Annotated in this window: 17 protein-coding genes and 1 riboswitch; of the genes, 8 read left to right on the top strand and 9 right to left on the bottom strand. The window is 71.0% G+C overall.

Annotation, left to right across the window (positions count from 1 at the left end; translation table 11 throughout):
• Positions 1–8 precede the first annotated feature (8 nt).
• Positions 9–1,523 (bottom strand): gamma-aminobutyraldehyde dehydrogenase, encoded by a 1,515-nt coding sequence (locus MDN94_RS16420; protein ID WP_482726513.1) that lies wholly within the window; start codon positions 1,521–1,523, stop codon positions 9–11.
• Positions 1,524–1,698: 175 nt separating this feature from the next.
• Between MDN94_RS16420 and MDN94_RS16415 the strand changes: the two genes are divergently transcribed.
• Positions 1,699–2,253: an NADAR family protein gene (locus MDN94_RS16415; RefSeq protein WP_482726512.1), complete on the top strand. Its 555-nt coding sequence runs from the start codon at positions 1,699–1,701 to the stop codon at positions 2,251–2,253.
• 44 nt (positions 2,254–2,297) lie between these two features.
• On the opposite strand, the gene MDN94_RS16410 is transcribed toward MDN94_RS16415, so the two are convergent.
• Complete coding sequence (locus MDN94_RS16410) at positions 2,298–2,996, bottom strand: DUF4190 domain-containing protein (protein WP_482726511.1); 699 nt, start codon at positions 2,994–2,996, stop codon at positions 2,298–2,300.
• Between the two features lie 150 nt (positions 2,997–3,146).
• Between MDN94_RS16410 and MDN94_RS16405 the strand changes: the two genes are divergently transcribed.
• Both MDN94_RS16405 and MDN94_RS16400 read left to right on the top strand, forming a co-directional pair.
• Positions 3,147–4,172 (top strand): adenosine deaminase, encoded by a 1,026-nt coding sequence (locus MDN94_RS16405; RefSeq protein ID WP_482726510.1) that lies wholly within the window; start codon positions 3,147–3,149, stop codon positions 4,170–4,172.
• A gap of 1 nt (position 4,173) precedes the next feature.
• On the top strand, positions 4,174–4,881 hold the full coding sequence (locus MDN94_RS16400) for a glycerophosphodiester phosphodiesterase (protein WP_482726509.1): 708 nt from the start codon (positions 4,174–4,176) through the stop codon (positions 4,879–4,881).
• A 236-nt stretch (positions 4,882–5,117) separates the two neighbouring features.
• On the opposite strand, the gene MDN94_RS16395 is transcribed toward MDN94_RS16400, so the two are convergent.
• The 4 genes from MDN94_RS16395 to MDN94_RS16380 form a co-directional block, all read right to left on the bottom strand.
• Positions 5,118–5,315, bottom strand: coding sequence for a hypothetical protein (locus tag MDN94_RS16395; RefSeq protein WP_482726508.1), 198 nt, complete (start codon positions 5,313–5,315; stop codon positions 5,118–5,120).
• Positions 5,312–5,860 carry a hypothetical protein gene (locus MDN94_RS16390; RefSeq protein WP_482726507.1) on the bottom strand — a complete coding sequence of 183 codons (549 nt, stop codon included), beginning with the start codon at positions 5,858–5,860 and terminating at the stop codon, positions 5,312–5,314. The genes MDN94_RS16395 and MDN94_RS16390 overlap by 4 nt, the downstream gene beginning before the upstream one ends.
• 36 nt (positions 5,861–5,896) lie before the next feature.
• Positions 5,897–6,427: an HXXEE domain-containing protein gene (locus MDN94_RS16385; protein ID WP_482726506.1), complete on the bottom strand. Its 531-nt coding sequence runs from the start codon at positions 6,425–6,427 to the stop codon at positions 5,897–5,899.
• 204 nt (positions 6,428–6,631) lie between these two features.
• Positions 6,632–8,071, bottom strand: coding sequence for a gamma-aminobutyraldehyde dehydrogenase (locus MDN94_RS16380; RefSeq protein WP_482727090.1), 1,440 nt, complete (start codon positions 8,069–8,071; stop codon positions 6,632–6,634).
• Between the two features lie 164 nt (positions 8,072–8,235).
• On the opposite strand from MDN94_RS16380, the gene MDN94_RS16375 reads away from it, so the two are divergent.
• From MDN94_RS16375 to MDN94_RS16355, 5 genes are all read left to right on the top strand, one after another.
• The gene (locus tag MDN94_RS16375; protein ID WP_307708535.1) at positions 8,236–8,751 is read left to right on the top strand and encodes an Lrp/AsnC family transcriptional regulator; all 516 of its coding nucleotides are present in this window, start codon (positions 8,236–8,238) and stop codon (positions 8,749–8,751) included.
• On the top strand, positions 8,736–10,115 hold the full coding sequence (locus tag MDN94_RS16370; RefSeq protein ID WP_482726505.1) for an aspartate aminotransferase family protein: 1,380 nt from the start codon (positions 8,736–8,738) through the stop codon (positions 10,113–10,115). The genes MDN94_RS16375 and MDN94_RS16370 overlap by 16 nt, the downstream gene beginning before the upstream one ends.
• Before the next feature lie 183 nt (positions 10,116–10,298).
• Positions 10,299–11,027 (top strand): ABC transporter ATP-binding protein, encoded by a 729-nt coding sequence (locus MDN94_RS16365; RefSeq protein WP_482726504.1) that lies wholly within the window; start codon positions 10,299–10,301, stop codon positions 11,025–11,027.
• Positions 11,009–12,118 (top strand): hypothetical protein, encoded by a 1,110-nt coding sequence (locus tag MDN94_RS16360; protein WP_482726503.1) that lies wholly within the window; start codon positions 11,009–11,011, stop codon positions 12,116–12,118. Before MDN94_RS16365 ends, MDN94_RS16360 begins: the two co-directional genes overlap by 19 nt.
• Positions 12,119–12,272: 154 nt before the next feature.
• On the top strand, positions 12,273–13,385 hold the full coding sequence (locus tag MDN94_RS16355) for an LOG family protein (protein WP_482726502.1): 1,113 nt from the start codon (positions 12,273–12,275) through the stop codon (positions 13,383–13,385).
• On the opposite strand, the gene MDN94_RS16350 is transcribed toward MDN94_RS16355, so the two are convergent.
• The 3 genes from MDN94_RS16350 to MDN94_RS16340 form a co-directional block, all read right to left on the bottom strand.
• Positions 13,379–14,416 (bottom strand): ABC transporter ATP-binding protein, encoded by a 1,038-nt coding sequence (locus tag MDN94_RS16350; protein ID WP_482726501.1) that lies wholly within the window; start codon positions 14,414–14,416, stop codon positions 13,379–13,381. The genes MDN94_RS16355 and MDN94_RS16350 overlap by 7 nt on opposite strands.
• Positions 14,416–16,032: an ABC transporter permease gene (locus tag MDN94_RS16345; RefSeq protein WP_482727089.1), complete on the bottom strand. Its 1,617-nt coding sequence runs from the start codon at positions 16,030–16,032 to the stop codon at positions 14,416–14,418. Before MDN94_RS16345 ends, MDN94_RS16350 begins: the two co-directional genes overlap by 1 nt.
• Before the next feature lie 38 nt (positions 16,033–16,070).
• Positions 16,071–17,171, bottom strand: coding sequence for a thiamine ABC transporter substrate-binding protein (locus tag MDN94_RS16340; protein WP_482726500.1), 1,101 nt, complete (start codon positions 17,169–17,171; stop codon positions 16,071–16,073).
• Positions 17,167–17,288: riboswitch (TPP riboswitch) on the bottom strand. (Overlaps the previous gene by 5 nt.)
• Positions 17,289–17,309 lie beyond the last annotated feature (21 nt).

Genomic DNA, 17,309 nt, shown 5'->3' with positions numbered 1-17,309 from the left:
GCCGGCGGCTATCGGCCTGTGAAGATCGTGCGGTGCCAGTCCTTGCGGACCACGGCGGTGTTGTCGTACATCACGTGCTTGACCTGCGTGTACTCGTCGAAGGAGTACACCGACATGTCCTTCCCGAAGCCGCTGGCGCCGTATCCGCCGTGCGGCATCTCGCTGATGATCGGAATGTGGTCGTTGACCCACACGCAACCGGCCCTGATCTCCCGGGCGGCACGGCCGGCGCGGTACACGTCCCGGGTCCAGGCGGAGGCCGCCAGCCCGTAGGGCGTGTCGTTCGCGAGAGCGAGGCCCTCGTCGTCGGTGTCGAAGGGCAGCACGACCAGGACGGGTCCGAAGATCTCCTGCTGGACGATCTCGCTGTCCTGGGCGGCACCGGTGATCAGAGTGGGCAGGTAGTAGGCGCCGTCGCGCAGCTCCCCTTGTGGCGCTTCGCCGCCGGTCACCACGGTGGCGTAACCGCGGGCCCGGTCGACGACGGCGGCGACGCGGTCGCGCTGCAGATGGGAGACGAGCGGACCGAGGTCCGTCGCCGGGTCGAACGGGTCACCGAGCCGGACCGTCGCCATCAGGTCGGCGACCGCGGCGACGAAGGCGTCGTACAGCGGCCGCTGGACATAGGCGCGGGTGGCCGCGGTGCAGTCCTGGCCGGTGTTGATGAGCGATCCGGCGACCGCCCCGTGCGCGGCGGCCTCGAGGTCGGCGTCGTCGAAGACCACGAACGGGGCCTTCCCGCCGAGTTCGAGGTGGAGGCGCTTGACGGTGTCGGTGGCGATACGGGCGACGCGTTTGCCGACTGCGGTCGAGCCGGTGAAGGAGGTCATGTCGATGTCCGGATGGCCGACGAGGTGCTCGCCGGCGTCCCTGCCGGCGCCGCTGACGATGTTGACGACGCCGTCGGGGACACCGGCCTCGGTGGCCGCCTGGGCGAACATCAGCGAGGTGAGCGGGGTGATCTCGGCGGGCTTCAGCACGATGGTGTTGCCTGCGGCGATGGCTGGCAGAACCTTCCAGGCGGCCATCTGCAGCGGATAGTTCCAGGGGGCGATGGAGCCGACCGTGCCGATCGGTTCACGCCGTACGTACGAGGTGTGGTCGCCGCTGTACTCGCCCGCGGACCGCCCCTCGAGGTGACGGGCGGCGCCGGCGAAGAACGCGGTGTTGTCGATGGTGCCGGGGACGTCGAACCCCGTACTCAGTCTGATGGGCTTGCCGCACTGCAGCGACTCGGCACCCGCCAGGTCCTCGGCCTGGTCGGCGAGGACGGCCGCGAAGCGGTGCAGCGCCTCGGAGCGCTCGCCGGGGGTGGCACCGGCCCAGCCGGGCCGGGCGTCGCGAGCGGCGGCAACGGCCGCGTCCACGTCCGCGGGGCCGGCCAGTTCGTACGTGTGGATCGTCCGCCCCGTGGCCGGATCGACGATGTCCTGCGTACGCCCCGAGGTTCCGGGTCGCAGCTTTCCGCCGATGAACTGCGCGCCGGCAGCGAAGCGGTCCTGCGTCTGGAAGCGGTTGCCCATAGCGCTCTCCGTAGTCCCAGCTCGAATTGAGTGCCGATCCTGACAGAGGGTGACCCATGCAACAAGGGATTCCGTTGTTGCCATTTGATTACGCGACGGAATCGGTCGACCATGTGTCGCGTCATCGGGGCCCGCACAGGACGGGATGTCAGTGGTGGCTGCCAGACTCCTGTGCATGGGGACGATCAATGAGCTGATCGAGAGCACGGCGGCCGGGCGACGGGTGAAGTACCTGCACTTCTGGGGGCACACACCACGCAGGGACGGCACCGTCGGCAGCAGTTGCCTGAGTCAGTGGTGGCCGTCACCGTTCGAGGTCGACGGCGTGCGGTACGCGACGGCGGAGCACTGGATGATGGCGTCCAAGGCCCGGCTGTTCGGCGACGCGGAGGCGGAGCGGCAGGCGCTGGCCGCGAAGTCACCGGCGGAGGCCAAGAAGGCCGGGCGGCTGGTGCGCGGCTTCGACGACGCCGTATGGGAGCGCGAGCGGTTCGACATCGTGCGCTCGGGCAGCGTGCACAAGTTCGGGCAGGACGCGGCGCTGCGCGACTTCCTGCTGGCCACGGGGGACCGGGTGCTCGTCGAGGCCAGCCCGATGGACCGCATCTGGGGCATCGGGCTGGCCGCGGACGACGAGCGGGCGCAGGACCCCGCGCGCTGGCGCGGGCTCAATCTGCTGGGGTTCGCGCTGATGGAGGCACGCGAGGAGCTGCGGAGCGGCCTCGGCTGACAGCGGCCGGACCGGGGCATCCCGCCCGGTCCAGGAGGAAGGACCTAGCGGGTGACGTCGACGACCAGGTGGTTCGAGTAGCTGTCGTAGTCGTAGTCGTCCTGCTTGTTCTCCTCGTTGATCGCCGTGGTGATGCCCCAGGCGATCAGCGCGATGACGACGGCACCGATGACGATGCCGCACGCGCCGAGGATGATGCCCGCCAGCGCCATGCCGCCGTTGGTGGCCTCGCCCCGCTGGGCGCGCTTGCGGCCCAGGATGCCGAAGATCAGCGCGAGGATGCCGAGGACGATGGCGACGACGCCGTACAGACAGAACAGGCAGACGGAGAGGATGCCGAGCACCATCGCGGTGATTCCCATGCCGTTGGCCGGCTGCTGCTGCCAGCCCGCGGTCTGGCCGTAACCGGGGTAGCCCGGGTACCCCGCGCCGTACGGGTCCGGGGCGCCGAAACCGGCGGCCGGGGGCTGCGGCAGGCTCGGGGCGGCCGGGTAGCCGTAAGCTCCCGCGGCCGGCTGGGCGGGTGCGGGCCCGCCCGGTGCGACGGGCGGCGGCGGGACGGACCCGGTGTCCTCGGGGCCCGAGCCGGGCATCGAGATGACCGTGGGCTGGTCGTGCACTCCGGGCGGGGCCGCTGCCGGCTTGTCCAGGGGCACCTTGCCGGCTGCGCTGCTGCTCTCCGGCGGAGCCCACGGGTCGTGCGGCTGAGGCCCGCCGGGCGGCTGGGCCTGATTGTCGGACATCGTTCTCCCCCATCGGTGGTCCGGCCATGTTACGGCCTCGGTCCCCGGCGTCGGGGGCCGCCTACCATGATCCCGGAGCACAACCACCGCCCGGCGAACGGGGCCTGTCGCCGGTACGCGGGAGCGGCCCGTCCCACCTGGAGGAATCCGATGACCGATCTGCGTCCTTTCATCGCAGGGCTGCCCAAGGCGGAGTTGCATGTGCACCATGTCGGTTCCGCCTCTCCGCGGATCGTCGCGGAACTGGCCGCCAACCACCCGGACTCGAAGGTGCCCGCCGATGCCGAGGCACTCGCCGACTACTTCACCTTCACCGACTTCGCGCACTTCATCGAGGTCTACCTCTCGGTCGTGGACCTGATCCGCACCCCTGAGGACGTTCGGCTGCTCACCTTCGAGGTCGCCCGTGACATGGCGCGGCAGAACATCCGCTACGCGGAGCTGACCATCACGCCCTTCAGCTCCACCCGCCGCGGCATCGACGAGAAGGCCTTCATGGCCGCCATCGAGGACGCCCGCGTCGCGGCGGAGCGGGAGCTCGGGGTGGTGCTGCGCTGGTGCTTCGACATCCCCGGCGAAGCAGGTCTCGAGGCGGCGGCGGAGACCGCCCGGCTCGCGGTCGACCTGCGGCCGGAGGGCCTTGTCTCCTTCGGTCTCGGCGGACCCGAGATCGGCGTTCCGCGCCCGCAGTTCAAGCCGTACTTCGACCGCGCGATCGCCGCCGGGCTGCGTTCGGTGCCGCACGCCGGCGAGACGACCGGGCCGCAGACGATCTGGGACGCGCTGAACGACCTGCGGGCCGAGCGCATCGGGCACGGCACCAGCGCGGTGCGGGACCCGAAGCTGCTGGCGCACCTCGCCGAGCACCGGATCCCGCTGGAGGTGTGCCCCACGTCCAACCTCGCCACCCGGGCGGTCACCGACCTCGAGCAGCACCCGGTCAAGGAGATGGTCTCCGCCGGCGTCCTGGTCACGGTCAACAGCGACGACCCGCCTATGTTCGGCACCGACCTCAACCACGAGTACGCGGTCACCGCCCGGCTGCTGGACCTGGACGAACGCGGTGTCGCCGGACTCGCCAAGAACGCGGTGCAGGCGTCGTTCCTCGATCCGGCCGGCAAGGCCCGGATCGTCTCGGAGATCGACACCTACACCGCCGAGTGGCTCTCCCGCTGACATGGGCGCGGTGACGGTGGTCGCCCACCGCGGCGACCCGTACCGGTTCCGTGAGAACACCCTGCCCTCGCTGCGCTCGGCCCTGGAGCGCGGGGCGGACGCGGTCGAGATCGACGTGCGCCTCACCAGGGACGATGTCCCGGTGCTGCTGCACGACGCGACACTGAAGCGGTTGTGGGGTCACGACCGGCCGCTTGCGGGGCTCACGAAGGCGGAGCTCGACGGCCTCACCCACGGCGGGGTGCCCACCCTGCGCGAGGCGCTGACCGGACTCGGGCCGCACCGGCTGATGATCGATCTGCCCGGCGCGACGCCGGAGTCGGTGCGGCGCGTGGTGGACACCGTCCGCGACTGCGGTTCGGCGGATCTCGTCTACTACTGCGCCGGCCCGGCGACGATGCTCGCCGTCCGCGCGGCCGACGCCGCCGCGGAGATCGCGATGACCTGGACGACGCTGGCTCCGCCGCGGCCCGCGCTGCTCGAGGCCGTGAAGCCGCGCTGGCTCAACTACCGTTTCGGCCTGGTGGGGCGGGAGTTGACGGACCGTGTGCACCGGGACGGTCTGCTCGTCTCCGCGTGGACGGCGGACACCCGCCGTACGATGCGGCGACTGATCGACTGTGGCATCGACTCGATCACCACGAATCGGGTCGACGCCCTCAAGGCCGTCCTCGAAGACTCGCGCTCTTCGAAGGGACCTCGCAGGTGACGGACCGGATCCGCACGGACATGGCCCACAACTGCCGTGTCCCGAACGACATCGTCCCGTGCGCACACCGGGGAGCCCCGCAGGCGGCGGCGGTGCCGCGGTTCGGCACGCGCTGCCTCCGCAGGCCGAGCGCCTGGGCGTGCTGCCCTCACTGCCGCTGATCGTGGCGGCCTCCGTGGGGCTGAACAGCGGGTCGCTGCGGGAGCCGACTTCTCCCTGTTCGTGGCCGGCGCTGACTACGCCTTCGGGCGGCTCGCCGACACCAGGAAGGCGTACATCGCGGCGGTGGAGGACCGGGCGTTCCAGCCGGAGCGGGCGAACCGGATCGAGGCGGAGCAGTCGGCCTCGCGGGAACGGGCTCGGATCGCCCGGGAGACGCACGCCATCCTCTCCCAAGGACGGTTGCGGGCCGGGTCCGTGACGAAGGTCCTCACCGCGGCGACGGTGCTGACGGCACCGGTCCGGCCGCGCTCGACGGGGCCGTCAGCGCCTCGAGCCGCTTGATCCTGCGGCGGACGAGGTACAGCGGGATCACGCCGAAGACGCCGAAGGACATGTCGATGACCGACCACCAGAAGGGGATGCCCCGGATCGGGCCGCAGATCAGGGCGAGCGGAATGATCCCGGCGCAGGCGATCATGCCGAACTCGACGACCCAGACGTTGCGCACGGGGTCGCGGTAGGGCCCGTAGAAGGCGACGGCGATCACGAGGTGGGCGAAGGCGAGCCAGTCGGTGCCGTAGAGCACGAACGGGTACTTCGCCTCGGTCGCGTCGAGTCCTTCCCGTACCCGCCCGATCCACTCCATGAGGGCGGGCAGTTGCTCGGGGAGCGGGGAGGCGGACGACCCCAGTAGATCCTCGAGCAGGCGCAATTCCGTCACCAGGGGAAACGCCGTCGCCCCGCTGAGCACCAGACACACGACGAAGAAGGCCAACCACACGCGTATCCCCCGCACGAGGGCTGCTCGCTCGCTCATACCGGCACCCTACGGCAGAAGTGAACGTGTTCAAAACTAGCGGGACCCGCGGATCCTCCGGCCGACCGCGTGGGCCACCGCGGTCGCACCGGCGGCCATCGCCAGCCCCGCCACCACATCCCGCGACCTGGCCGGCCGCAGCACACCGGCGCGCCGGAGCCGCCCCCTGGCCCACAGCGCGAACGGCACCACGATCAGCGGGGAGGTCACCGAGCCCGGGGTGTAGCCGCGGAAGGCGGCCGCCTGGGCGAGATGCACCAGGCCATGCAGCCCGAACCCGTCCACCGCGCCCTGATAGAAGGCCGACCTGCCGCCCGTGCGGTGTCCCGCGACGGCTGCCGCCCCCACGATCGCGGCCATCACCCCCACCGCCGCGGTGAACTCCCGCTCGTCCACCGCCTCCATCGCCCGCCAGACCCGGTCGGGGGCCTGCGGAAACCGCTTGCGGAGCACGGGAAGGTTCTCCCGTATCCACCGGGGCCCGGTGGCCAGCTCCTCCAGGTCGTGCAGGGCCCAGGCGGCCAACAACCCGTATGTCACAGTCGCGTTGAGACGGTCGTCGCTCATGATCCCAAGTCTGCTCCATGAGCCGTCGCGGTACCGCGCTCTCACGGATCCCCGTGGGCTTTGAGGGGGCCGGGGCCTGCGGACGGCCTCGCGGTTCGTTCGCCGTGGATGCGGTCGCATTCGTCAGCAGCCCAATGGGACCCGCCGCACGGCAGCGCGCCCGGTGCACAAGTGCACCGGGCGCGCAGCGATCTCGGAAGGAACTCAGCCGTCGAGCGAGGTCATCACGTGCTTGATGCGCGTGTAGTCGTCGAAGCCGTACGCCGACAGATCCTTGCCGTAGCCGGACTTCTTGAAGCCGCCGTGGGGCATCTCCGCGACGAGCGGGATGTGGGTGTTGATCCACACACAGCCGAAGTCCAGCGCCTTGGACATCCGCATGGCCCGCGCGTGGTCCTTGGTCCACACCGAGGAGGCCAGCGCGTACTCCACGCCGTTCGCCCACTCGAGGGCCTGCGACTCGTCCGAGAAGGACTGCACGGTGATGACCGGTCCGAAGACCTCGTTCTGGATGATCTCGTCGTCCTGCTTGAGGCCGGAGACGACGGTGGGGGCGTAGAAGTAGCCCTTGTCTCCGACCCGCTGCCCACCCGACTCGACCTTGGCGTGCGCCGGGAGGCGGTCGATGAAGCCGGTGACCTGGTCCAGCTGGTTCGCGTTGTTCAGCGGACCGTAGAGCACGTCCTCGTCGTCCGGGGCGCCGGTCTTCGTCTCCGCGGCCGCCTTGGCGAGCGCTGCCACGAACTCGTCGTGGATCGAATCCTGCACGAGCACGCGGGTGGCCGCCGTGCAGTCCTGGCCGGCGTTGAAGAAGCCCGCCACCGAGATGTCCTCGACGGCCTTGGCGATGTCGGTGTCCTCGAAGACCACGACCGGCGCCTTGCCGCCGAGCTCGAGGTGGACACGCTTGACGTCCTTCGCCGCGGAGGCCGCGACCTGGATGCCGGCCCGCACGGAACCGGTGATGGACGCCATCGCGGGGACCGGGTGCTCGACCATCGCACGGCCGGTGTCGCGGTCGCCGCACACCACGTTGAAGACACCCTTGGGCGCGATCGCACCGATGATCTCGGCCATCAGCACGGTCGAGGCCGGCGTGGTGTCGGACGGCTTCAGCACGACGGTGTTGCCCGCCGCGAGAGCCGGCGCGAACTTCCATACGGCCATCATCATCGGGTAGTTCCACGGGGCGACCTGCGCGCAGACGCCCACCGGCTCGCGCCGGACGATGGAGGTCATGCCCTCCATGTACTCACCGGCGGAGCGGCCCTCGAGCATGCGGGCGGCGCCGGCGAAGAAGCGGATCTGGTCCACCATCGGCGGGATCTCTTCGGTGCGGGTCAGCCCGAGGGGCTTGCCGGTGTTCTCCGACTCGGCCGCGATCAGGTCCTCGGCCCGCTCCTCGAACGCGTCGGCGATCTTCAGCAGCACCTTCTGGCGCTCCGCGGGCGTGGTGTCGCGCCAGGCGGGGAAAGCGGCCGCGGCTGCGTCCATGGCGGCGTCGACGTCGGCCTGGCCGGAGAGAGGCGACGTGGCGTACACCTCGCCCGTAACGGGGTTGACGATGTCGATCGTCCGGCCGTCGGCGGCGTCCTTGAACTCCCCGTTGATGTAGTTGCGCAGTCGACGCAGCTCGGTGGTCACTGTTGCCACCCCTCCTGTCGTGTCCGATGGGTGAGACACCCCACCCTAATCTCTCAGCGGACGGTTTCAACAGGCCCGCCACCCGCCAACTTCGGATTCAGTGAAGTTTTGCCCCCACGACAACGAATTTCATCGCTCAGGGCTTGCCAGACAGACGAGTCGCGGTGCAGAGTGAGGTTGTGGCCAGTCGTAGCGCAGACTCCAGGAACGGGACCGCAGGTGGTTCGTCGACCCCGACGATCGACGCGGTCTCCCTCGCGATCATCGAACAGCTCCAGGAGGACGGTCGCCGTCCCTACGCCGCGATCGGCAAGGCCGTCGGCCTTTCCGAAGCGGCCGTGCGGCAACGCGTCCAGAAGCTGCTCGACCAGGGCGTGATGCAGATCGTCGCCGTCACCGACCCGCTCACCGTGGGCCTACGGCGCCAGGCGATGGTCGGCATCAAGGTCGAGGGCGACCTCGACCCCGTCGCGGACGCGGTGACGGCCATGGCCGAATGCGAGTACGTGGTCATGACCGCGGGCTCCTTCGACCTCATGGTGGAGATCGTTTGCGAGGACGACGACCACCTGCTCGAAGTGATCAACAAGCGGATCCGTGCGCTCCCCGGCGTGCGCTCCACCGAGAGCTTCGTCTACCTCAAGCTCAAGAAGCAGACCTATATGTGGGGAACCCGATAGCCGTGAGCAAGGACCTCTCCAAGACCGCCTACGACCACTTGTGGATGCACTTCACCCGCATGTCGTCGTACGAGCACGCACCCGTGCCCACCATCGTGCGTGGCGAGGGCACCTACATCTACGACGACAAGGGCAAGCGCTACCTCGACGGCCTCTCCGGCCTGTTCGTGGTCAACGCGGGCCACGGCCGGCACGAGCTCGCCGAGACCGCCTACAAGCAGGCCCAGGAGCTCGCGTTCTTCCCCGTCTGGTCCTACGCGCACCCCAAGGCGGTCGAGCTCGCGGAACGCCTCGCGCACCACGCGCCGGGCGACCTCAACAAGGTCTTCTTCACCACCGGCGGCGGCGAGGCGGTCGAGACCGCCTGGAAGCTGGCCAAGCAGTACTTCAAGCTGCAGGGCAAGCACACCAAGTACAAGGTGATCTCCCGCGCGGTCGCCTACCACGGGACCCCGCAGGGCGCCCTGTCCATCACCGGCCTGCCCGCGCTCAAGGCCCCCTTCGAGCCGCTGGTCCCCGGCGCGCACAAGGTGCCGAACACCAACATCTACCGCGCCCCGATCCACGGCGACGACCCCGAGGCCTTCGGCCGCTGGGCCGCCGACCAGATCGAGCAGCAGATCCTCTTCGAGGGCCCGGAGACCGTCGCCGCGGTCTTCCTCGAGCCGGTGCAGAACGCGGGCGGCTGCTTCCCGCCGCCGCCCGGGTACTTCCAGCGGGTCCGCGAGATCTGCGACCAGTACGACGTGCTGCTCGTCTCCGACGAGGTCATCTGCGCCTTCGGCCGGCTCGGCACGATGTTCGCCTGTGACAAGTTCGACTACGTGCCGGACATGATCACCTGCGCCAAGGGCATGACCTCGGGCTACTCCCCGATCGGCGCCTGCATAGTCTCCGACCGCGTCGCGGAGCCGTTCTACAAGGGTGACAACACCTTCCTGCACGGCTACACCTTCGGCGGTCACCCGGTGTCCGCGGCCGTGGGTCTCGCCAACCTCGACATCTTCGAGCGCGAGGGCCTCAACCAGCACGTCCTCGACAACGAGGGCAACTTCTTCTCCACGCTGCGGAAGCTGCACGACCTCCCCATCGTCGGCGACGTCCGCGGCAACGGGTTCTTCTACGGCATCGAGCTGGTGAAGGACAAGGTCACCAAGGAGTCCTTCAACGACGAGGAGACCGAGCGCGTCCTGTACGGCTTCCTCTCCAAGGCGCTGTACGACAACGGCCTGTACTGCCGGGCCGACGACCGGGGCGACCCGGTCGTCCAGCTGGCGCCGCCGCTGATCTCCGACCAGTCGACGTTCGACGAGATCGAGCAGATCCTGCGCGGCGTCCTCGCCGAGGCGTGGACCAAGCTCTGACCCCACCCCGTCCTTCCCGCACACGGCCCGGGTACCTCCATCCGAGTGAGATGGACGGTGCCCGGGCCGCGTGCTTCCCGGGAGCCAGGCAGTGACTCCTTAGCGTGCCCAGTGACCGATCGGCCCTGCCTTCGTTCCCCCGTACGGGGGGCCGGAAATCTGATCAGAACCGAGGTGTACGTCATGGTGGCCCCGCCCGACAACGATGTGATCTGGGCTCGCTCCCTGCTCCACGCCCACCGCGGCTCCCCGGCCCTCGTGGGCGTGTCGCTCGGCGTGCGGGAGGGCGAGATCCTCGCCGTGCTCGGTGCGCGCGGCAGCGGCAAGACCACACTGCTGCGGTGCCTGTCCGGGCAACTCGTCGCGCAGCAGGGCGAGGTGTGGTTCAACAGCTCCCCCGTGCACACCATGCCCGCCCTGGTGCGTGAGCGGCTGCGGCGCGACCGCTTCGGCTGGATCGACCCCGAGCCCACGCTCGTACCGGAGCTCAACGCCTGGGAGAACACCGCCCTGCCGCTGCTGCTCGCCGGCGTCTCCCGCCGGGCGGCGCGGACCACGGCGATGGAGTGGATGGAACGCCTGGACATCGGCGCCTGCGCGCGCAAGCGCCCCTACGCGCTGCTGCGGGCCGAGCAGCAGCGCGTCGCCGTCGCACGGTCCCTGGTCACCACCCCGTCCGTTCTCTTCGCGGACGAGCCGACCGCCTCGCTGCACAGCCAGGACCGCGCCCAGGTGCTGCGCACACTGACGGCCGCCGTCCGCTCGCACCGGATCACCATGGTGCTCGCCACCCACGACGCGGACGTCGCCGCGGTCGCCGACCGTACGATCACGCTCGCCGACGGGCGGCGGGTGGGATCCCGGGCGACCGCCGACGCGGAAGGGCGGGCCGCGTGCTCGCTCTCCGTCTGACGCGCGGGTCGCATCCACTGGTACTGCTGCGCCGGCTCACGGTGGCGGCGGCATCGGCGGGTGTCGGCTTCCTGCTGCTGTGCACACTGACGCACGCGCTGTCGCATCCCGACGACCGGTCCTCCGTGGAGCGCCTGCTGTGGTGCGCGCTGCCGCTCGCCGCCACGGTGTACCTCGCGGTGGCCGTGGCCCGCACGGACCCGGGCACCCGGCCGCGCTCCGCCCTCTCCGCGGTCGGACTCGGGCCCGTACGCCTCGCCGTGCTCGCCGCGTCCTCCACCGCCCTCTCCTGCACGCTCGGCAGCGTCCTCGCGCTGCTGTTCTTCCTGCACCTGCGGGGCGACCTGACGGGGCTGCCGTTCGACGGGGCCGCGGCCGAACTGCTCTCCGCAGGAACGCCGCTGCCGCTGCCGGCCGCGCTCACCCTGCTGTCGCTCGTGCCGCTCGCCTCCACCGCGGCGGCCGCCGTCGCCCTCCGGCCGCGCCCGGCGGTACCCGACGCCGAGGAGCCGCCCGGCGCCCCGGCCGGGCTGCCCTGGGGCGTCGCGCTGATCGCGGTGGGCCTGGCCGTCGAGACATACGTGAGCGGAGCGGAGGCCGACACCCGGCCGCCCGGCGTGATGGCGGGCTGGGGCCTCACGGCGGCAGGGCTGTGGCTCGCGGGACCTGCCCTCACCCACTTGTGCGGCCGTCTGCTCCAGTCGGCCCGGCCGAGCACGATCCGGCTGCTGGCCGGCCGCATCCTCATGGCGGAGTCACGACGCGTCGGCCGCCCCCTCGGCGTGTTCTGCGCGGTGGCCTCCGGAGCGATGGCGGCCGTCGCCGCGTACGGCTCCGCCCCGCGCCCATGGGGCCCGATGACGGCACTGGGCACGACCCTGGTCGTCGTGTGCACGACGGCGGCGCTGCTGACGGCGGTGCTGGAGTCCCGCCAGTCCCGCACGGCGGCGACCGCGGACCTGGTCCGGCTGGGCGCGCCGGCGACGGTGCTGCGGCAGGCGGCGGCCCTGCGGGCGGGAGTCCTGTTCGTGGTCTTCGTCCCGCTGACCCTGACCGTCGGGGCCTTGGCGGCCACCCCGCTGACCCGCTGAACCGTTACCGCGGGGCGGGTTACAGCGGGGCGCCGAGGTGCGCCGTCCTGCGCCGTCGAGCCGGCGGCGACCCTCTCTGCGCGTCCGGCCGGGGGCGGCCGGACGGCGCCGGGCGGGTTGGGGGAGCGACGCCAGGCCCGCCTATCGTGGGCGCATGACGGCCACCCCGCACGAACGCGAGATCGAGTCCCTCGAAGAATTCGACGACGCCGTCGCCCGCGGCTCGCTCGCCGGGCACCGCGTCCAGTCCGTGGATCTCACCGGGCGGACCGCCGACCTCCTGCGCGCCGAAACGGCCTCCGCCGTGTTCCTCGGCTGCCCCATGGAGCCCGAGGCCGCCGCCAAGGTCCGCGCGGACGGCGCCCTCGTCTTCCCGCCCGTGCCCGATCTGCCCTTCGACCCGTACAGCGGCCGGCTCTACTCCCCCGACGACCTGTTCGAGGGCCTTGACGACGGCGGGTACGAGTCGACGCCCGACGCCCTGGCCTACACGTGGTTCCGGCGGACGAAGGCCGACGGGGACGTCTTCGCGTCCATGCTCCGCGCCGTCCACGACGACTCGATCTCCGACGCCCTGGGCGAACACCTCGCCGGCGAGCGGGTGGTGGGCGTGATGGGCGGCCATGCGATGGGCCGCGGGACCGACGCGTACGCCGGTGCCGCACGGCTGGGCCGCGAGCTGGCCCGTGCCGGGTTCACCGTCGCCACCGGCGGCGGGCCGGGCGCGATGGAGGCAGCCAACCTGGGCGCGTACGCGGCACCGTACCGGGACGGGATGCTGGACGACGCGCTGCTGCTGCTCGCCAAGGCCCCGTCGTTCATGCCGTCCGTCTCCGACTGGGCGCGGGCCGCCTTCGAGGTCCGTCACCGCTGGCCGAGCGGCGGCGACTCCATCGGCATCCCGACCTGGTTCTACGGCCACGAGCCGCCGAACGCCTTCGCCGGGCACATCGCCAAGTACTTCGCCAACGCCACCCGTGAGGACGGCCTGCTGGCCAGGTCCGACGCGGGTGTCATCTTCCTGCCGGGCGCCGCCGGAACACTCCAGGAGATCTTCGACAACGCCACGCCGAACTACTACGAGTCGCGCGGCGGACCGACCCCCATGGTGCTCGTCGACCGGCACCACTGGACGGATCACCTGCCGGCGTGGCCGCTGCTGCGCTCACTCGCGCGCGGCCGGTCGATGGAGGCGCGGATCGCCCTTGTCGACTCGGTCGAGGAGGCACCGGACGCCCTGCGGCGGCTGCTGGCGGACGCTCACTGAGGGGCGTCCGGTCCGAGCACCACCACCTCGTCGGCGGTGAACACGACACCCACCGCGGTGCCCACGGCAGGGGCCCGCCCGAGGGAACACTCCGCCTCCAGCGGGGGCCCCTCCTCGGCGCGCAGCCGCACGGCCACGTGGCTCCCGCGGAAGGTGCGCGACTCGACCGTGCACCGCAGGCCCTCCGACGGGTCGGTGAGCCGCACCCCGTCGGGCCGTACGAGCACCGTCCGCGCCCCCTGGGGTGACCCGTCCGGCACCGGCACCTTTCCCCACTCGGTGTTCGCGGCCGTGCCCTCGACCCTCGCCGCCACGACGTTGTCGAAACCGAGGAAGCGGGCCACGAACGCTGACGCGGGCCGCTGCCAGACCTCCAGCGGGGTCCCCGCCTGCGCGATCCGGCCGTCCCGCATGACGACGACCCGGTCGGCCAGCGCCAAGGCCTCGCCCTGGTCGTGGGTTACCGCGAGCACCGTCGTGCCCAGCCGCCCGAACAGGTCGCGCAGTTCGACGACGAGCCGCTCCCGCAGACCACGGTCCAGTTGGCCGAGCGGCTCGTCGAGCATCAGCAGTCTCGGCTCCGGCGCCAGCGCCCTGGCGAGGGCGACTCTCTGCTGCTCGCCGCCGGACAGGGCCGCGACGGACCTCTTCCGCGCACCCGGCAGCCCCACCAGCCGCAGCAACTCGTCCGTCCTGCGGCCCTGTTCCGCACGGTCTGCGCCGTGCATCCGCAGCCCGAAGGCGACATTGCCGCCGACGTCCCGCTGCGGGAACAGCTGGTGGTCCTGGAACATGAGCCCCACCCCACGCCGGTGCACCGGTACGCGCGCCTGGTCGGCCCCGCCGAGCAACACCCGCCCCGCGTCGGGCTCCTGGAGCCCGGCGACCACGCGCAGCAGCGTCGACTTGCCGCTGCCGCTCGGTCCGAGCAGGCACACGATCTCGTGCTCGGCGACCTGGAGGTCCACCGAGTCCAGGGCGGTGCGCGGCCCGAACCGTACGGTCACGCCCGCCAGTTCCAGCAGCGCCATCACAACTCCTCGGTGGTGGACTCGGTACGGATGCGTTCGAGCAGCAGCAGCGCCGCTGCGCACACCACCATCAGGATGGTGCTCAGTGCCATCGCCTGCCCGTAGTTGAGCTCCCCGGGCCGTCCGAGCAGCCGCGCGACCGCCACCGGCAGCGTCGGGTTGTCGGGCCGGGCGATGAAGACGGTCGCGCCGAACTCGCCGAGGGAGACGGCGAACGCGAAACCGGCAGCCACCGCCAGCGCCCTGCGCACCAGGGGCAGATCGACCTCCCGCCAGGCCCGCAGCGGGGACGCGCCGAGAACCGCGGCCGCCTCCCGCAGGCGTTCGTCCACGGCGCGCAGCACGGGCAGCATCGTGCGGACGACGAAGGGCACGCCGACCAGCGCCTGGGCGAGGGGCACCAGGATCCACGAGGCCCGCAGGTCCAGCGGCGGTTCGTCGAGGGTGATGAGGAAGCCGAAGCCGACGGTCACGGCGGAGACGCCGAGCGGCAGCATGAGCAGTGCGTCGAAGCCCCGGACGAGCCTGCCCGCCCGACGGGTGAGGGCGGCCGCGGCAAGACCGCCGACGGCTACCGAGATGGCGGTCGCGGCCAGGGCGTAGCGCAGGGAGTTCCAGACGGCTTCGATCGGCGGCACGAGGAACGCGCCGCCGGACGGGTCCACGGTGCCGAGTTCCCGGTAGTAGCCGAATCCGTAGCCGGCCGGGGTGTCGAAGGAACGCTCGACCAGCACCGCGAGCGGCACCAGGAGCAGCACCACGACCGTGGTCAGGACGCCGCCGAGCAGCAGCCACTGAACAGTGCCGCGCGGCCGTCGCGCGGTGCGCGCCGGATCGACGAGCCGCAGCGTGCTCTCCCGCCGCCGCACCGTCCAGGCGTGCACGGCCAGGACCGCGCCGACCGCGAGGAACTGCACCAGCGTCAGCACGGCCGCCGTCGGCAGGTCCAGGAACTCGGCGGTCTGCCGGTAGATCTCCACCTCGAGGGTGGAGAAGGCGGGACCGCCGAGGATCTGCACGACACCGAAGGAGGTGAAGGTGAAGAGGAAGACCATGAGGGCGGCCGCGGCGAGCGAGGGCACCAGCGCGGGCAGTGTCACCCGTCGCCAGGCGGCGAGGCGCGCCGCGCCCAGCACCCGGGCGGCCTCCTCCTGGCGGGGGTCGAGCTGCGACCACAGACCGCCGACGGTGCGGACGACGACGGCGTAGTTGAAGAAGACATGCGCGAGGAGGATCGCCCACACCGTGGTGTCCAGCCGGATCCCCCACAGTTCGTCGAGGAGTCCGCCGCGCCCCAGCAGGGCGAGGAACGCCGTACCGACGACGACGGTCGGCAGCACGAACGGCACGGTGACCACCGCGCGCAGCAGACGCTTCCCGGGAAAGTCGAGCCGCGCGAACACATACGCGCCGGGCAGCGCGATCAGCAGGGTCAGTGCCGTGGACGCCAGCGCCTGCCAGGTGGTGAACCACAGCACGTCGCGGATGTCCGGCCGGCCGAGCACCTCGCCGAACCGGCCGAACTGCCAGGCTCCCTCGGCGTGTAGGCCGCGGCCGATGATCGCCGCGACGGGGTAGGCGAAGAAGAGCCCGAAGAACGCGACCGGACCGGCCATCAGGCCGAGCCGTGCCGCGTTCCCGCGCAGCGACGTGCCTACTTCACGACGAGCGAGGACCACGACCGGACCCACTGCTCACGGTTCTTCGCGATGGTGTCCGCGGCGACGGTCTCGGGCTTCTCGACCACCGCGCCGTGCTTGGTGAACAGCTCGGGCAGCTTCGCGTCCTTGACGACCGGGTTGACGAACATGTTGAGCGGCATGTCCTCCTGGAACTTCTTGCTGATCAGGAAGTCCAGCAGCGCCTTGCCCCCCGCCTCGTTCTTCGCGCCCGTCAGCAGGCCCGCGAACTCGATCTGCCGGAAGCAGGTGCCGGTGGCCACGCCGGTGGGCGCCTGGGCGGGCTGCGGCTCGGAGTAGAGGACCTCGACCGGCGGGCTGGAGGCGTACGAGACGACGAGCGGGCGGTCGGCCTTGGCCTTCTTGCCGCCGGCGGAGCCGGAGAACTCCTCGTTGTACGCCTGCTCCCAGCCGTCGACGACCTTGACGCCGTTGTCCTTGAGCTTGTTCCAGTAGCCCTGCCAGCCGGACTCGCCGTACTCGCCGATGGTGCCGAGCAGGAAGCCGAGGCCGGGAGAGGAGGTGGCGGCGTTCTCGACGACCAGCATGTTCTTGTACTCGGGCTTCGCGAGGTCGGCGAAGGTCTGCGGCGGCGCGAGCTTCTTGTCGGCGAAGAACTTCTTGTCGTAGTTGACGCAGATGTCGCCGGTGTCGACGGGCGTCACGCGGTCCTTGCCCGCGTCGAGCCGGAACTCCTGCGCGACCTGGTCGATGCCCTTGGCCTCGTAGGGCGTGAAGAGGTCGTTGTCGAGAGCACGGGACAGCAGGGTGTTGTCCACGCCGAAGAAGACGTCGCCCTGCGGGGAGCCCTTGGTGAGGATCTCCTTGTTGAGCGCGGTGCCCGCGTCGCCGCTCTTGAGCACCTTGACCGTGTATCCGGTCCGCGCGGTGAACTCCTTCAGCACGGCGTCGGACGCCGCGAAGGAATCATGGCTGACGAGCGTCACGGTCTTCGGGCCGCTCGCCCCGCCGGACACGTCCTTGTCCTTGGACTCCCCGCCGCATGCCGCGAGTACGCAGACGCCGACGGCGCCGACGAGTGCCGTGCGGACGGCACGCCGAAGCTGGCTGTTCATGATGCTGCTGACTCCCTACGCCGGTATGACCCGGATCAGGTCCGAGGGTCTGCGGCCCGTGGCCGTGAAGGCCTCGCCGCACTCTCAGCGCTGTGGTGCGCTCCCCTGTCGGAATGTTTCGTTGTTCATTTGTGCGAA

The organism is Streptomyces sp. WAC00040 (assembly GCF_056835925.1).
This window is presented reverse-complemented; position numbering and strand designations above follow the sequence as displayed.

Excerpts from the sequence above, each read along its gene's own strand:
- MDN94_RS16420 (WP_482726513.1), bottom strand. The coding sequence starts at position 1,523 with ATGGGCAACCGCTTCCAGACGCAGGACCGCTTCGCTGCCGGCGCGCAG.
- MDN94_RS16415 (WP_482726512.1), top strand. The coding sequence starts at position 1,699 with ATGGGGACGATCAATGAGCTGATCGAGAGCACGGCGGCCGGGCGACGG.
- MDN94_RS16410 (WP_482726511.1), bottom strand. The coding sequence starts at position 2,996 with ATGTCCGACAATCAGGCCCAGCCGCCCGGCGGGCCTCAGCCGCACGAC.
- MDN94_RS16405 (WP_482726510.1), top strand. The coding sequence starts at position 3,147 with ATGACCGATCTGCGTCCTTTCATCGCAGGGCTGCCCAAGGCGGAGTTG.
- MDN94_RS16400 (WP_482726509.1), top strand. The coding sequence starts at position 4,174 with ATGGGCGCGGTGACGGTGGTCGCCCACCGCGGCGACCCGTACCGGTTC.
- MDN94_RS16390 (WP_482726507.1), bottom strand. The coding sequence starts at position 5,860 with ATGAGCGAGCGAGCAGCCCTCGTGCGGGGGATACGCGTGTGGTTGGCC.
- MDN94_RS16385 (WP_482726506.1), bottom strand. The coding sequence starts at position 6,427 with ATGAGCGACGACCGTCTCAACGCGACTGTGACATACGGGTTGTTGGCC.
- MDN94_RS16365 (WP_482726504.1), top strand. The coding sequence starts at position 10,299 with ATGGTGGCCCCGCCCGACAACGATGTGATCTGGGCTCGCTCCCTGCTC.
- MDN94_RS16355 (WP_482726502.1), top strand. The coding sequence starts at position 12,273 with ATGACGGCCACCCCGCACGAACGCGAGATCGAGTCCCTCGAAGAATTC.
- MDN94_RS16350 (WP_482726501.1), bottom strand. The coding sequence starts at position 14,416 with ATGGCGCTGCTGGAACTGGCGGGCGTGACCGTACGGTTCGGGCCGCGC.
- MDN94_RS16345 (WP_482727089.1), bottom strand. The coding sequence starts at position 16,032 with ATGGCCGGTCCGGTCGCGTTCTTCGGGCTCTTCTTCGCCTACCCCGTC.
- MDN94_RS16340 (WP_482726500.1), bottom strand. The coding sequence starts at position 17,171 with ATGAACAGCCAGCTTCGGCGTGCCGTCCGCACGGCACTCGTCGGCGCC.